Source organism: Paracoccus broussonetiae, from assembly GCF_031854425.1.
Lineage (GTDB): Bacteria > Pseudomonadota > Alphaproteobacteria > Rhodobacterales > Rhodobacteraceae > Paracoccus > Paracoccus broussonetiae.
In genome coordinates this window covers 94,925-108,677 of sequence record NZ_JAVRQI010000009.1, presented here as the reverse complement: position 1 = coordinate 108,677, position 13,753 = coordinate 94,925, and the positions used below count along the sequence as shown (strand labels likewise).

Here is a 13,753-nt window from a genome sequence, read left to right as displayed (position 1 = left end):
CGGCAGGACGTGTCCCACAAGAGCTAGGCACCCACAGGGTCACGGTCAAGGCCCGCAATGATGCCATCAAGCAGTACATCGGGCAGGGGCATCAGGCTGCGGCTCGCCGTCCAAAGCACGGCTGCCGCGACGGGGCGGTCCGGCCAAAGCTGACGCAGCGCCGTGCGATAGGCCGCCATCTGCCGCAGGATGCCCAGGGGCGTGGCCTCGGGTCGGTCCGGCACGTCGCGATTCGACTTGTAGTCGATGGCAAGGATCGCGTCCGGCGTGACGACCAACCGGTCGATCTTGCCCCACAGCATGCCGATGCCCGGCAAAGGCGCGGACAGCGCGAGTTCCTGAAATACCTCGGCCCCATCGGGCAGGTCGAAGACTGCGGACAGGGCAGGGGCGGTCAGCACCTCGCGCGCTTCGTCCAACAACCCTGCCAGTGCCACCGGTTCAGGCAGGCCACCTTCGGCGTCGGCCAGCACGTCGCGCGCGATTCCCGGCCATGCCGCGGGGTCGTGGCCGGGCAGGTGCTCCAGAAGCAGGTGCAGGCGCGTGCCGAACAGCATCGCGGCCGCGGCATCGCCCTGGCCTTGCGCGACCATTACCTTGGCCCCACCCAACGAGGTCGCGGCAACCGGCCTGCGCTTTTCCGGCGCGGCTGGCGGATCGGCGCGCAGCCAACCGGGCTCGACCGGCATGGACCTTTCGACATGCACCGTTTCGGGCGCGGTTTCGGGCCAGTCGCCAAAGCTCAGGCGCCGGATCTCGCCGCCCCAATCGGCGGGCAGGCGGGTCTCGGTCAGGTCGGCGCGGTCGATCCCGGCGGCGACCAGAGAATGCCAGCTGTCTTCGTCGACGCCGGTCTCGCCCGCGGCGGCGACGATCAGCCAGCTTTCTGCGCGGGTCAGGCCAACGTAAAGCAGGCGCTTGCGCTCCTGCAGCTGGCGGTCGGTCAGGTCGGCGGCCAGATCCTCGACTGCATCCGGGCGTTCGCCCTTCTTGCCGCGCCACAGGGGCATCCCGTCGGGCATGGTCAGCACCTGCCCTTCGCGCGGGGGGCGGCGCTTGGCCGTGTCGGGCATGATGACGATGGGGCTTTCCAGCCCCTTCGAGCCGTGGACGGTCATGACGCGGATCAGCCCCTCGCCATCTTCGCCCGCAGAGCCGGGCTGGCGCTTGACCTCGACATCGTCGCCGCTGAGCCAGACTAGGAAACCGGTCAGCGAAGGCGTCTCGCTGCTTTCATAGCTCAGCGCCTGGGACAGCAATTCGTCGATGCCGTCCTCGGCCTCGGGCCCCAGCCGCGCCACAAGGCGCTCGCGCCCGCCGTGGCGGATCAGCAGGCGCTGGATCAGGTCATAGGGGCGCATGAACCCGGTCCAGCGCATCAGATCCGCCAGCAGGTCCACGGCCTCGCGATGACCGGAGTCGCGCAGCCGACGCCACAAATACTCGCCCTTCTTCCGCTTCGTCGCCAGACGGTAAAGCTCTTCCTCGCCCAGCCCGAACAAGGGAGAGCGCAGCGCGGCGGCCAGCGACAGATCGTCTTCGGGTGTGGCCAGGACCGACAGCACGGCGCGGATGTCGCGCACCGCCATCTCTCCGGCCAGTTTCAGACGGTCCGCCCCCGCCACGGGCAGGCCGGCGATCTTCAGCGCCGCGATGATCTCGGCAAACAGGTCCGAGCGGCGCTGGACAAGGATCAGCACGTCCCCGGCGCGGACCCGGCGGATGCAGTTGCGCTTGGCGTCATGGATCGGCTGCGCCAGGATCCCCGCAATCGCGCGCGCGACGGCGCGGGCCAGTTCGGTCGTTTCGGAGTTCTCGGCGGGCTGGTCGACGGGATCCGTCCAGTCACCGGCCTCGGGCTTGTCTGGCTTCGGGATCGCGGGCCACAGGTCGACCCGACCGGGCATGTCCGTGCGAAAGGCGCGATGTTCGGGCGGATCGCCCAGCCCGCGCGCGGCATCCCCGGCAAAGACCCGGTCGACCAGCGACAGGATCGCGGTGGATGAGCGGAAGCTGTGGCGCAATTCCAGCACCTGCATCGGGTTCATCACCGCCGCAAATGCCTCGGCAAAACCCGCGCGACGGGTTTCGAAGACCGCGATGTCGGCCCCCTGGAAGGAATAGATCGACTGCTTGGGATCGCCCACCACGAACAGGCTGCGCGACCCCGCCTCTCGCGCGCCCTGCCCCGAGGTGAATTCGTCCGTCAGCCGCTGGATCACCTGCCATTGCGCCGGGCTGGTATCCTGCGCCTCGTCGACCAGAATGTGGTCGATGCCGCCATCCAGCCGGAACAGCACCCATTGCGCCATGCTGTTTTCCGACAGAAGCCGCGCGGTGCGATCGATCAGGTCGTCGAAATCCAGATATCCCCGAACTGCCTTTTCCGCGCGATAGCGGCCAAGAAAGGCGCAGCCGAACCGGTGCAGGGCCAGCGTGCGCGCCGCATGGCTCAGCGCGATGCGGCGCGGGCGAGCGGATTCGACCCGCTCCATCAGGATCGCCAGATCGTCGATCAGTTCGGCGCAGGCGCCACTGCGCAGCGCCTTGGTCGGAAAGCTGTCGTATTTTGCAGTGAAGGGGTCTTTGGCGCCCGATCCCGTAAGAAGCACGGCTTCAAGGATCAGCAGCTCGGCAAGGCCCGGACGCGTCCAGTTGCCGGTCGCAAGGCGCGCCGCCGCCTTCTGGTCGTTGCTGCCGCTTTTCAGCAGATGGGGGATCATCGCGGCAATGACCAGCGCGCCGTCTGTGAAGGTCCGCGACAGCAGCAGGGTCATGTCCTCGCCCGGCTCAAGCCCGCAGGCGCGCCAGATCGCACCGGGATCGGCGGGGTTCTCAAAGCCGCGCAGGCCGGACAGGAAACCATCCAGGTTCTCGCCCGAATGCAGCGCCAGCAGGTCCGTCAGCTCGGGCGCATTCTCGCGCGCCATGTCCTCGATGATCTCGGACCGGATCAGGGCGGCGCTGCGGTCGTCAAGCTCGGTAAAGCCGTGGGGGACGCCTGCCTCGATCGGAAAGCGGCGCAGGACGCCGCCGCAGAAGCTGTGGATGGTCTGAACCTTCAGCCCGCCGGGCGTTTCGATCGCGCGTGCGAACAGCCGGCGCGCGGCGCGCAGGTCGGGGGCCTCGTCCTCGCCCAGTTGCGCCAGTTCCGCACGCAAGCGCGCTTCGGGCAGCATCGCCCACTTGCCCAGACGCGCCAGCAGGCGGTTCTGCATCTCGGTTGCAGCCGCCTTGGTATAGGTCAGGCACAGGATCTTTTCCGGGGCGGTTCCGGCCAGAAGCAGCCGCGCCACGCGGTCGGTCAGCACGCGGGTCTTGCCCGAACCCGCATTTGCCGTCAGCCAGGTCGAGCGCAGCGGATCCGCCGCCCGGACCTGCGCCAGTGTCGCCTCGTCGAATGCAGGCCTAGTCATCGCTGAACCTTTCCGGGCTGGACGCCTGGGTGGTGTCCCATTCGCCATGCCGCGACAGGTGGTCATAATCGCTGGCGTGGTCGGTCCGCTCCATCGCCAACCGTGCGGTAAAGCCGCGTTCGCCGCCAAGATAACGGCCGATCAGTTCCACGAAGCCCGCCCAGGTTTCGGCGGCGAATCCCAAGGAGAAGTCCCGCGTCTCGGTCTTACCCTCGCCGCCAAGCTGGATATAGCTGATGCCTTCGACCTCTGAGGGGCCAAGGCCCCGGAACGCGCCCTGTTCCACCATCGCGGCCTCAAGTGGAAGCTGCTTGTCGAAGTGGCGGACCTGCGCGTCGGTCGGGGGCTTGCCGGACTTGTAGTCATAGACATGCACTCGCCCGTCGGTCAGTCGATCCAGCCGGTCGGGCTTGGCGATCAGGCGGAAATCGACGCCGGGAATGCCAAGTTCGGCATATTCCTCGACCACGGTCGGGCGACCGCGTTGCAGGCGCGCGGCTTCGTCGGCCATCAGCCGATCGGCGATGCCCGCGATGCGCGCGCGCCAGAACAGCCGGGCCGAGGGCCAGGGCACGTTCAGCGCCAGCACCTCATCGGTGATGTCCAGCAGGCGCGACTTCATCAGGTCAGAGCTTTCGGGCAGTTCCGGCAAACCGCGCAGGAAACGGTCCATGATCTCGTGCAGCACGGTGCCGCGTTCGGCGGCATCGGCCTCGGGGCGCAGGGGATCCAGCGCACGCAGACCCAACACCCTGCGGGCATAGATCGCATAGGGGTCGCGGATCAGTGTGCGAACCTCCGTCACGGACATCTGCCGCAGGGCCGGGGCGGGCGGAATGGGCGAGGGGCGTCGCGCCGGTTCCAGACGCATCCGGGGCCGGGCATGCAGCTCGGCCAGGTCAAGCCATGCCTGCCCGCGCCCGCGCATCTCGGCCAGCGCCTCGGGGCCAAGCTGGTCGGGCAGTCCACCCAGCAGGTTGACCAGCCGGTTCAGCCAGCGCGAGGGGATGGTCTCGGCCTCGGCATCGCGCCGCGCGCGACACAGGACGACCTGTGCCGCCCCCACCGCCTGCTGGAAGTCATGCGCCGCCAGCCCGACGCGACGCTCGGGCAGGGTCAGTCCCGCCGACAGCCGCATCGGACGGGACAGCCACGGATCGGGCGGCAACGCCTGCGGCCAGCCGCCTTCATTCAGCCCGGCAAGGATGACAAGCCCCGCCACTTCGCCCACCGCCTCGGTCCGGGCCTCGCGCGGGCCGCGGAACCGGACAAGGGGATGCGAGGCGACATCCTGCCGCACGGCCTGCCCCTGAAGCTCGGCGTAAAGCAGGTCGCGGAATTCCGAGGGGCGCAGATCGTGGCCCATCTCAGCATGTGCGGACAGATGATCCAGCACACCCCGCGCCAGCCCCCCCGCGGCCTTGTCCCACAGTTCCGAGGCGTCGGCACTGCCCCCTGGCCCTGCGGCCAGATCCTCGGCAAGGTGGCGCAGATCCGCCAGCCGCTGCGCCATCGGGCGCGGCGCGCGGTCAAGGGCCAGCGGCACGATGCGGTCCAGCAGTCCCGCCAGCCACAAGGCCCAGGGCTTGCTTCGGTCATCGCCACGCTCGGCCCAGTCGCGCAGGGCCGCGCCATCGGGAAAGGCCGGACCTTTTGCCCGCAGATGCAACTCCAGGTCGCGAGTCAGGCGCAGATGCTCGCGCCGGTAATCCGCGCCCAGCCCGGTCGCCATGACCGGATGCTTCAGCAGCACCAGCAACCCGTCGATCATCAGCTCGGCCCCGAACAGGTCGGCGACATGGCGCAGGAACAGGCCGGGTGCGGTCAGCGGCAGGGGCTGGCCCGCAGAATCGTCGGGGATGATGCCCCAGCGGTCCAGCGCCGACTGGACGCGGCGGGTCAGCATCCGGTCGGCGGCAATCAGGGTGACGGGCTGCGCCCGCCCGACGGATTCGCGGATGATCAGCGCGATCGCCTCGGATTCCTGTCCCGGCTGCTCGGCCTCGATCAGGGTCAGGTTCTGCGTCGCGGGCAGCAGGGGGCCAAGCGCCGGCCCCTCTTCGATCCACTGGTCGGTCACCGGCGCGGGCCTTAGCGCCAGCGAGATCAGGCGGTTCCGCGCGGGATCGGGGGCCGTGCCGGACAGCCAGTCGGCGGGCATTCCGAATTCCGAGACAAAGGGGGCATAGCGGGCCTGCGGATGATCCTCGGCCAGCGCGTCCATTCCGTCCCAGACCGCGCGTGGCAGGTCCGGGTCGAATCCCGGCAAAACCACCGCCCCCATCGGCAGGCGGGCGACGGCGCGCATGAAATCCCGCGTCGCGCCATGCGAGCCGGTCGAACCCGCGATGACCACCGGCCCGTCCGGCAGATTCTCGCCCCGCGCCCATCCCTCGGCCAGCAGTTCGGCCGCGGCGCGCTGGCGGGATTCGCGGTCCTGCGGCGGATCGGTCAGGTAGTACCCGGCAGCAATCTTCAGAAAGGCAAGTGCGCGGCCCCAATGCTGGGCGTGATCGCCCGCATCAATCCGGTCCAGCGCCTGCGCGTCCAGCCCCTCAAGCTGCATCTCGGCCATCAGCCCGGCCAGCGATGCGGCGAGTTCCGGGACCGACTGCCCCTGCGCCAGATCGGGCTGTGCGCGAAGCGCGGCATCGATCAATCGCCCCAGTTCAAGCCGCCGCGCCAGCGTGGGCGTGGCCGAGCCGCCGCCCAGATCCGCGATCAACCGAAGCCGCGGCAGGATCACCGGCCCGCGCCAGATCAGCGCGTCGCGCAGCGCCATCAACGACTGCCCCGAATTGGCAAAGACGGTGACGCGTGCCATTTCCTGCGGCGGGCGACCGCGCATCCTTGCGATCAGCCCCTCGGCGAAGGCACCGGGAAAATCGGCGCCGCAAGGCAGGCTGAACAGGCCACCCTGCCACTCAGCCATCCAGAAGCGCCTCGGCCAGGGGGATGCAATCGGGGCGACCCACGTCGCACCATTGGCCGTCATGGACCAAGCCAAAGGCCCGCCCTTCGGCGATTATCAGATCCCACAGGCGGTTCAGCGAAAACACCTCGTCACCAATCTCGGACAGGCGGTCCGGCCGCAGGATCTGGACGCCGCCATAGACCAGCCCGCCACCGCGGATCAGCCGCCCAGCCGGGTCAAGGCTGAAGTCGCCATCGCCCTGTCGACCGACGGTCCGTTCCAGCGGCACCAGCATCAGCAGCGCATCCATCCGTGCGTCCCATGCCCGCAGAAGCTCGCCGATGGGGTTCGGGCCGGTCCAGATTACGTCGGGGTTCATGGTGACGACCGGACCCGTCCCCAGCAGCGGCAGGGCCTTGCGCAGGCCTCCCCCTGTCTCCAGCAGCATCCCGGCCTCGTCCGAGACCGCGATGTCCCGGCCCGCGACATGATCCCGGATCTGCTGGCCCAGATGGTGAGTGTTCACGACGACGCGCCCGACCCCGGCTTCGCGCCCCAGGTCCAAAGCCCGGTCCAGCAATGTCCGGCCCGCGACTTGGATCAGGGGCTTCGGCGTCACGTCGGTCAGCGGGGCCATCCGCGTGCCCTTGCCGGCGGCGAAGATCATCAGCGGCAGCGTCATCCGCGGGCAATCCTTTCGATGACCGCGGGCGTCGGCGCGGGAATGCCCTTCAGCGCAGCGGCCAGCGGCGCAAGCGCGGGATGGGCGATATCGCGCTGGATCGCATCCCAGACGCGCGGCATGAACGCCAGATAGCGGCGCTTGCCGTCCCGCTGCGCGAGCCGGGTGAAGATCCCCATGATCCGCAGGTTCCGTTGTGCGCCCAGCAGCGCATAGGCGGCACGGAACCGGGCCTCGTCAACTCCGGTTGCGGCGACATAGCGGGCGATCTGCGCCTGCTCGATGGCGGGATCGACATCGCGGCGCGCGTCCTGAAGCCCGCTGACAAGATCATAGGCAGGATGAACCGCGACCGCGTCCTGAAAGTCGAGAAGGCCAAGCGGCGCGTCATCCAGCCAGACAAGGTTCTCGGCATGAAAATCGCGCAGGCCAAGGACCGCAGGAACGCCTCCCGCCAATTCGGCATGAAGGCGTTCGATCACTGCCGCGACCTCGGCCCCGCTGCCACCGCCCGCCGCCGGGGGATAATAGTCCGCGAACAGCGCCACCTGGCGGGCAAGCTCCGGCCCGTCCAGAGGCAGCACGAATTCGGGCGGCTGATGGCCATGAAGTTCGACCAGAAGATCGGTCATCCGGTCATAGATGCGCGGCGCCAGATCCGGCTTGGCCTGAATCACGCGGGCGACCAGGTCGTCGCCCAGATCCTCGATCAGCAAAAGCCCCTCGGCCTGGTCGGCTGCCAGGATCTCGGGGGCGTGCAGGCCCCGCGCGCGCAGCCATTGCGTCATCGCGACATAGGGACCTAGGCTGCCCGGTCCGGCATCCATCAGGACGGCGCTGCGGTCTTCGTCGATCAGGCGGAAATAGCGCCGCGCCGAGGCATCGCCCGCAAGCGGGACGACGCGCGCCCCGGACCAGCCTGCGCGGTGGACCAGCCGCGCAATGGCGGGAAGTCGGGCCATGCCGCCCCAGCGCGCGGCAGAGCCCGCCATCGTCACCCGGCGCAGGTCGGGAAAACCCGCAAGCGGTTCCAGCCCCAGAATCAGGGGATCGGGCAGGGGTCCGCCATGATCGGGCCATTCGATCAGAACGACCGCGTCGCGCATCGCCTCGTCAAGGCCCAGCTCAGCCAGTTCGTCGGGATGGGTCAGGCGATAAAGGTCGGCATGCCAGATTTCGGTCCCCATCGGGTCCTCATAGGTCTGGACCAGCGTAAAGGTGGGGCTTGGCACGTCTTCGGCCATCTCGCCCTGGCGGGCGCGGATGAAGGCGCGGGCGAAATGGGTCTTGCCCGCGCCGACCGGACCCTCCAGGGCCACCACGTCTCCGGGTTTCAGGATCGCCGCCATGACGCGCGCAAGGCAGGCGGTCAGGTCGGCATCGGCATGGTCAAGCGTCGCGATCAGGGTCATGGGGCCGAACCTAAGCCGGGGCGGGCGGGGGCGTCAAAGCCCCAGCACATCGGCCATGTCATATTCGCCCGGTCCCTTGTCCTGACCCCAAAGCGCCGCACGAAGCGCGCCACGGGCAAAGATCATCCGATCCGAGGCAAGATGACGCAGCACAACCCGTTCGCCCGCGGTGGCAAAGATCACGTCATGTTCGCCCACGACATCGCCGCCGCGGATGGCGGAAAAGCCGATCGTGCCTGATTGGCGCGCGCCGGTGATGCCTTCGCGCGCAGGGGTGCGCAATTCGTCCAGGGTGTAGCCGCGACCCTCGGCGGCGGCCTCGCCCAACATCAGAGCGGTGCCCGAGGGCGCGTCGACCTTGCGGTTGTGATGCGCCTCGACCACCTCGACATCCCAGTCCTCGCCCAGTACGGCGGCGACCTTGCGGGTCAGGCCGACCAGCAGGTTGACGCCGAGGCTCATGTTTCCGGCGCGGATGATCGGGGCATGCCGCGCCGCCGCGGTGATCTTTGCCAGGTGCCCCGGCTCGAAGCCCGTGGTGCCGATCACATGTACTGCACGGGCCTGCGCGGTCAGTTCGGCAAAGGCCACGGTGGCGTCAGGTGTGGTGAAATCGATCACCGCCTGCGCCCCGGCAATGGCCCCTACCGCGTCGTCGGTGACGGTGATGCCAAGGGCCGCGCCGCCCATCGCCTCGCCCAGATCGCGGCCTGCCCAGGGGCTGCCTTCGCGCACGGTTGCGCCGACAAGTCGCGCCTGATCAGATGCCAGAACGGCGCGCGCCAGCATCTGGCCCATGCGGCCCGACACGCCGGTGATGACGATTCCCGGTTTTTCCATGTCCATACCCCCGTTTTGGCATGGTCTATCCCGTTGCGGCGCGGGCCGCGACCCCCTACATCTGCGCGCATGGCACAGAACCGATTTCACTCCGGGTCCGGTCCTTCGCAGCGCCAGTTGCGCGTGGGCGAACTGATCCGACACACCCTGTCCGACGTCCTGCTGCGCGGCGACGTCCATGATCCCGACCTGAACCGTTACTCGATCACGGTGGGCGAGGTCCGCACATCACCCGACCTGAAGGTCGCGACCGCCTATGTCCTGCCCTTGGGCGGCAAGGGCGCAGAGGAGGCATTGGCCGCGCTGCGCCGCAACGCGGGCGAGCTGCGCCATCTGGTCGCCAAGGCGATGACGCTGAAATACGCGCCGCAGCTGCGCTTCGTGCTGGACGAGACTTTCGACCGCATGGACGACACCCGCCGTCTTCTGAACGAAGACCGCGTGCGCCGCGACGTCGAGCATGACGACGAAGGCGGCGATGAAGATTGATCTGAAGCGCCGGCTGGGCCTTGCCCTTGGCGCGCTTGTGGCAATGACCCTGCCCGCGATGGCTGGGATCTGTGAAAAGCGCGACTTCGACGGCCAAGGCTATGTCATCTGCACGCTGGATGCCACGCAAGAGCCGGGGCTGAAGCTGTGGCTGAACGATGCCGAAGGCAATGTGCTGGGTGACTTCTTCAGCGTCAGGAAGACGCTGGGAGAAGGCGAGGTGCTGGCCTTCGCGATGAATGCCGGGATGTATCACCCCGACTATTCGCCGGTCGGACTTTACGTCAGCGACGGCACCAAGGAACATGATCTGGTCACGGCGGGCGGCGGCGGCAATTTCGGGATGCTGCCGAACGGTGTCTTCTGCGCCGGCGGCACGCGTCCCTATCAGGTGGTCGAAAGCCGCGCCTTCAAGCAGGCGCAGCCCCAATGCCGGATCGCGACGCAGTCGGGGCCGATGCTGGTCATCGACGGCGCCCTGCATCCGCGCTTTCTAGTCGACAGCGACAGCCGCCACATCAGGAACGGCGTCGGTGTCTCGCCCGACGGGCAGACGGCATGGTTCGCGATCTCGGATGACGAGGTGACGTTCCACGAGTTCGGCCGCCTGTTCAAGGACGGCCTTGGCGCGCGCGATGCGCTTTACTTCGACGGCTCGATCTCGCGGCTTTACTCGCCCGAATTGCGCCGATCGGATTTCGGCCGCCGACTGGGGCCGATCATCGGATATACGGGAAAGAACTGACATGGCGCGGAAAAAGGGACGCGAGATCCACGGTTGGCTGATCGTGGACAAGCCCGCTGGCGTGGGCTCGACCGACGTGGTCGGCAAGGTCCGCTGGGCGCTTGACGCCAAGAAGGCGGGCCACGCGGGCACGCTGGACCCCGACGCCACCGGGGTCCTGGCGATCGCACTGGGCGAGGCTACCAAGACCGTGCCGATCCTGACGGACGCGCTGAAGGCCTATGACTTCACGGTCAACTGGGGGGCCGAGACTTCGACCGACGACGCCTCGGGCGAGGTGCGCCAGACCAGTGACGCGCGCCCCGACGAGGCCGCGATCCGAGCCGCGCTTGGCGCCTTCACCGGCGAGATCATGCAGGTTCCGCCCAATGTTTCGGCCGTTCGCGTCGATGGCGCGCGCGCCTATGACCTTGCGCGCGAGGGTGAAGAGGTCGAACTGGCCGCCCGCCCGCTTTGGGTTGAATCGCTGGAGCTTCTGGGCACGACGCGCGATCAGGCACACCTTCGCATGGTCTGCGGCAAGGGCGGCTATGTCCGCGCCATTGCCCGCGATCTGGGCCGCGCCCTTGGCTGTCTTGGCCATGTCGATCATCTGCGCCGGATCTGGTCCGGCCCGTTCGAGGCGGCTGATGGCATCGCCTGGGACCGGATCGACCGCGCCAACCAGTCCGAGATCGAGGCCGCGCTGCTGCCGATCCAATCGGCGCTGACCGACCTGCCCGAGATGCAGGCGACCGAAATGGGCGAGGTCCGCATCCTGAACGGCAATCCCGGCCAGGTTCTGGGTCACGCCGATTTCGGCACCGAGGTCTGGGTCAGCCGTAACGGCCGCGCATTGTGCATCGGCCGTTACATGGGCGGCGAGGTTCAGCCCAGCCGCGTCTTCAACCTGAGCTAGCCCGCAAACTGGTAGGTCGCGGGGACATAGCGGAATGTCCCCTCGGCCTCGCCCGGCGCGATAAAGGCCAGCGCGGGAAAGGGCATGTGATAGCCGATGAACGGGATGCGGTCGGCTGCCAGCCGCGCCAGCACGGCCTTGCGCGTGGTCGCGCCCATGTCCTTGTCCACGTCGAAGCGGACATGCCATTCCGGGCGCTGCACCGAATAGACATAGTGGTTGAAGCTGTCGCCGGTAATCAGCAGTTTTTGCCCATCGCTTTCCAGCAGATAGATGGTGTGCCCCGGCGTGTGGCCATAGGCGGCCGCGGCGGTGATGCCCGGCAAGACCTGGTCGCCGTCGCCGATCAGGGTCGCCTTGTCGATCAGCGGCACGACATGGGTGGTATAGGCCTCGCTGGGATTGGCGGCCCAATAATCATTCTCGTCCTTCGGCGCGATCAGCTGGGCCTTGGCGAAAACCGGCTTGCCCTCCTGCATCAGCCCGCTGACATGGTCGCCATGCATATGCGTCAGCACGACATGGGTCACATCATCGGGGGCATAGCCCGCGGCGGCCAGCGCCGCCTTGTTGACGTCGGGAACCATGCCCGTGTCGAACAGGACAAGCGCATCGGGGGTCTTGACCAGCGTCAGGGTAAACGACTGCCCCGAGCGGTCCGAGGGGATGAAGTTCGCCTCGCTCAGCTTCTCGAACTCGGCCGCGTCGGCACCCACGCCGAAGGTCTCGATCGGCTTCTCGCGCATGGCGGCGCCGCCAAGCATCGTGGTGATCTGGAATCCGCCAAGCTGGACGGTGTGGGTCTGGGCCATCGGCGCCTCCTGTTCCGTCGCTGGCGCCTGGCCTTGGGCCAGGGCAGGCAGGACCATCATCGCGGGGACGGACCCGCCCAACAGGATGGCGCTGCGACGGCTGATTCCGGTATTGCTCATCTTCCGCTCCCATATTGGCTAAACCACGCCGATACTAAGCGAAATTTCTCTGCATCCCGAGTGAAACTGTCGTGAAGCCTAGAACGGGACCGGGGCGGTGAAGCTTTGCATCACCCCGGTTTCGGGATGCTTGAAGCGCAGGTTCTCGGCGTGAAGCATCAGGCGCGGGAAATCGGCGGCCGCGCCGGTGGCGTAAAGTGAATCGCCAAGGATGGGGTGGCCCAGCTCGGCCATGTGGACACGCAGCTGGTGGCTGCGCCCGGTCACGGGCGACAAGCGCACGCGCGTTTCCATGTTCGTGGCGCGGATGACCCGCCAATCGGTCTGGGCGGGGCGGCCTTCGGCATGGTCGACCTTCTGCCGGGGCCGGTTCGGCCAGTCGACGATCAGCGGCAGGTCGACGGTGCCGACCTTGGGCTCCAGCCGTCCCGACAGCCGGGCGACATAGGTTTTCTTGGTCTTGCGATCCTCGAACTGCTTCGACAGATACCGCTGCGCATGGGGCGTCAGCCCAAAGACCATGACGCCCGACGTGTCCATGTCCAGCCGGTGAACCAGCAGGATGGTGGGAAAGGCGCCGCGCAGGCGCTCGATCAGGCAATCGGTCCGATCCTCGCCCCGACCCGGCACTGAAAGAAGTCCAGAGGGCTTGGACACGACCAGCACCTCGTGATCGGCATGGATCACCTGCGGCTGCTCGTCCGTCGGTTCGTAAACGAAGCTCATTTCCAGACCAGCCGCAGGGCAAGGCCCGCGAACATCACGGCGGCGATGCGGTTCACGATCCCCAGCCGCTTGCCGATGACCGCCCCGGCAAAGCCGCCGACAAGACCGTAACCGATCGTCACCAGCGTCCCCGAGGCCATGAACATCAGCCCCAGCCCCAGGATCTGCTGCCAGATCGGGCCGAATTCCGGACGGGTGAACTGAGGCAGGAAAGCCAGCAGGAACAGCACCGGCTTGGGGTTCAGCAGGTTCGACAGCGCCCCGCGGCGGATGATGTTCCATGTGCTGGATGCGGCGCGGGCGCGGGGGTCGATCTCTCCGGCGTTCCAGCTTTTCCAGGCGAGCCACAGCAAGTAGCCCGCGCCGGCAAACTTGATCGCTACCAGCGCCTCGGGATGGGCGGCGACCAGTGCGCCCAGGCCGATCGTGGCCATCACGACATGGAAGGTCACGCCCAGCCCGACCCCCAGCCCCGCCAGCGCGCCCGCGCGCGGTCCGTTCTGGATGCCACAGGCGCTGGCAAAGAAAACGTCCTGCCCGGGGGCAAAGTTCAGCACCAAGGCGCCCGCCATGAAGGCGATCAGCTGCTGCGCCGGAAAATTGGCAATCGTGTCCCAGATCATCGTCAGAACCTGTAATAGTCGCCGCGGTCATCGGGATAAGAGGGCGCGCCCAGCCTTAGCCCTGTCGGCGTATCGA

The 13,753-nt window shown here is 67.8% G+C and carries 11 protein-coding genes; 3 read left to right on the top strand and 8 right to left on the bottom strand.

What is annotated here, in order from left to right; translation table 11 throughout:
- Positions 1-23 precede the first annotated feature (23 nt).
- Genes addA through dapB form a run of 5 tightly spaced genes read right to left on the bottom strand, consistent with a single transcriptional unit; the run spans position 24 to position 9,264 of the window.
- Positions 24-3,416: a double-strand break repair helicase AddA gene (gene addA, locus RM190_RS12910; RefSeq protein ID WP_311759863.1), complete on the bottom strand. Its 3,393-nt coding sequence runs from the start codon at positions 3,414-3,416 to the stop codon at positions 24-26.
- Positions 3,409-6,348: a double-strand break repair protein AddB gene (addB, locus tag RM190_RS12905; RefSeq protein WP_311759862.1), complete on the bottom strand. Its 2,940-nt coding sequence runs from the start codon at positions 6,346-6,348 to the stop codon at positions 3,409-3,411. The genes addA and addB overlap by 8 nt, the downstream gene beginning before the upstream one ends.
- On the bottom strand, positions 6,341-7,012 hold the full coding sequence (locus RM190_RS12900) for a nucleotidyltransferase family protein (RefSeq protein ID WP_311759861.1): 672 nt from the start codon (positions 7,010-7,012) through the stop codon (positions 6,341-6,343). Before RM190_RS12900 ends, addB begins: the two co-directional genes overlap by 8 nt.
- Positions 7,009-8,424 (bottom strand): tRNA (adenosine(37)-N6)-threonylcarbamoyltransferase complex ATPase subunit type 1 TsaE, encoded by a 1,416-nt coding sequence (gene tsaE, locus RM190_RS12895; protein WP_311759860.1) that lies wholly within the window; start codon positions 8,422-8,424, stop codon positions 7,009-7,011. The genes RM190_RS12900 and tsaE overlap by 4 nt, the downstream gene beginning before the upstream one ends.
- Before the next feature lie 33 nt (positions 8,425-8,457).
- Positions 8,458-9,264, bottom strand: a complete 807-nt coding sequence (gene dapB / locus RM190_RS12890) for a 4-hydroxy-tetrahydrodipicolinate reductase (protein ID WP_311759859.1) — start codon at positions 9,262-9,264, stop codon at positions 8,458-8,460.
- A 69-nt stretch (positions 9,265-9,333) separates the two neighbouring features.
- Here dapB and rbfA point away from each other — a divergent pair, with 69 nt between their 5' ends.
- Genes rbfA through truB form a run of 3 tightly spaced genes read left to right on the top strand, consistent with a single transcriptional unit; the run spans position 9,334 to position 11,396 of the window.
- Positions 9,334-9,753, top strand: a complete 420-nt coding sequence (gene rbfA, locus RM190_RS12885; RefSeq protein WP_311759858.1) for a 30S ribosome-binding factor RbfA — start codon at positions 9,334-9,336, stop codon at positions 9,751-9,753.
- Complete coding sequence (locus RM190_RS12880; protein WP_311759857.1) at positions 9,743-10,498, top strand: phosphodiester glycosidase family protein; 756 nt, start codon at positions 9,743-9,745, stop codon at positions 10,496-10,498. Before rbfA ends, RM190_RS12880 begins: the two co-directional genes overlap by 11 nt.
- Position 10,499: 1 nt before the next feature.
- On the top strand, positions 10,500-11,396 hold the full coding sequence (gene truB / locus RM190_RS12875; RefSeq protein ID WP_311759856.1) for a tRNA pseudouridine(55) synthase TruB: 897 nt from the start codon (positions 10,500-10,502) through the stop codon (positions 11,394-11,396).
- On the opposite strand, the gene RM190_RS12870 is transcribed toward truB, so the two are convergent.
- From RM190_RS12870 to RM190_RS12860, 3 genes are all read right to left on the bottom strand, one after another.
- Positions 11,393-12,328 carry an MBL fold metallo-hydrolase gene (locus RM190_RS12870; protein WP_311759855.1) on the bottom strand — a complete coding sequence of 312 codons (936 nt, stop codon included), beginning with the start codon at positions 12,326-12,328 and terminating at the stop codon, positions 11,393-11,395. The two genes, truB and RM190_RS12870, sit on opposite strands and share 4 nt — an antisense overlap.
- 78 nt (positions 12,329-12,406) lie before the next feature.
- Positions 12,407-13,054 (bottom strand): RluA family pseudouridine synthase, encoded by a 648-nt coding sequence (locus RM190_RS12865; RefSeq protein WP_311759854.1) that lies wholly within the window; start codon positions 13,052-13,054, stop codon positions 12,407-12,409.
- Positions 13,051-13,677, bottom strand: a complete 627-nt coding sequence (locus RM190_RS12860) for a LysE family translocator (RefSeq protein WP_311759853.1) — start codon at positions 13,675-13,677, stop codon at positions 13,051-13,053. Before RM190_RS12860 ends, RM190_RS12865 begins: the two co-directional genes overlap by 4 nt.
- Positions 13,678-13,753 lie beyond the last annotated feature (76 nt).

Excerpts from the sequence above, each read along its gene's own strand:
- addA (WP_311759863.1), bottom strand. The coding sequence starts at position 3,416 with ATGACTAGGCCTGCATTCGACGAGGCGACACTGGCGCAGGTCCGGGCG.
- addB (WP_311759862.1), bottom strand. The coding sequence starts at position 6,348 with ATGGCTGAGTGGCAGGGTGGCCTGTTCAGCCTGCCTTGCGGCGCCGAT.
- RM190_RS12900 (WP_311759861.1), bottom strand. The coding sequence starts at position 7,012 with ATGACGCTGCCGCTGATGATCTTCGCCGCCGGCAAGGGCACGCGGATG.
- tsaE (WP_311759860.1), bottom strand. The coding sequence starts at position 8,424 with ATGACCCTGATCGCGACGCTTGACCATGCCGATGCCGACCTGACCGCC.
- dapB (WP_311759859.1), bottom strand. The coding sequence starts at position 9,264 with ATGGAAAAACCGGGAATCGTCATCACCGGCGTGTCGGGCCGCATGGGC.
- rbfA (WP_311759858.1), top strand. The coding sequence starts at position 9,334 with ATGGCACAGAACCGATTTCACTCCGGGTCCGGTCCTTCGCAGCGCCAG.
- RM190_RS12880 (WP_311759857.1), top strand. The coding sequence starts at position 9,743 with ATGAAGATTGATCTGAAGCGCCGGCTGGGCCTTGCCCTTGGCGCGCTT.
- truB (WP_311759856.1), top strand. The coding sequence starts at position 10,500 with ATGGCGCGGAAAAAGGGACGCGAGATCCACGGTTGGCTGATCGTGGAC.
- RM190_RS12870 (WP_311759855.1), bottom strand. The coding sequence starts at position 12,328 with ATGAGCAATACCGGAATCAGCCGTCGCAGCGCCATCCTGTTGGGCGGG.
- RM190_RS12865 (WP_311759854.1), bottom strand. The coding sequence starts at position 13,054 with ATGAGCTTCGTTTACGAACCGACGGACGAGCAGCCGCAGGTGATCCAT.
- RM190_RS12860 (WP_311759853.1), bottom strand. The coding sequence starts at position 13,677 with ATGATCTGGGACACGATTGCCAATTTTCCGGCGCAGCAGCTGATCGCC.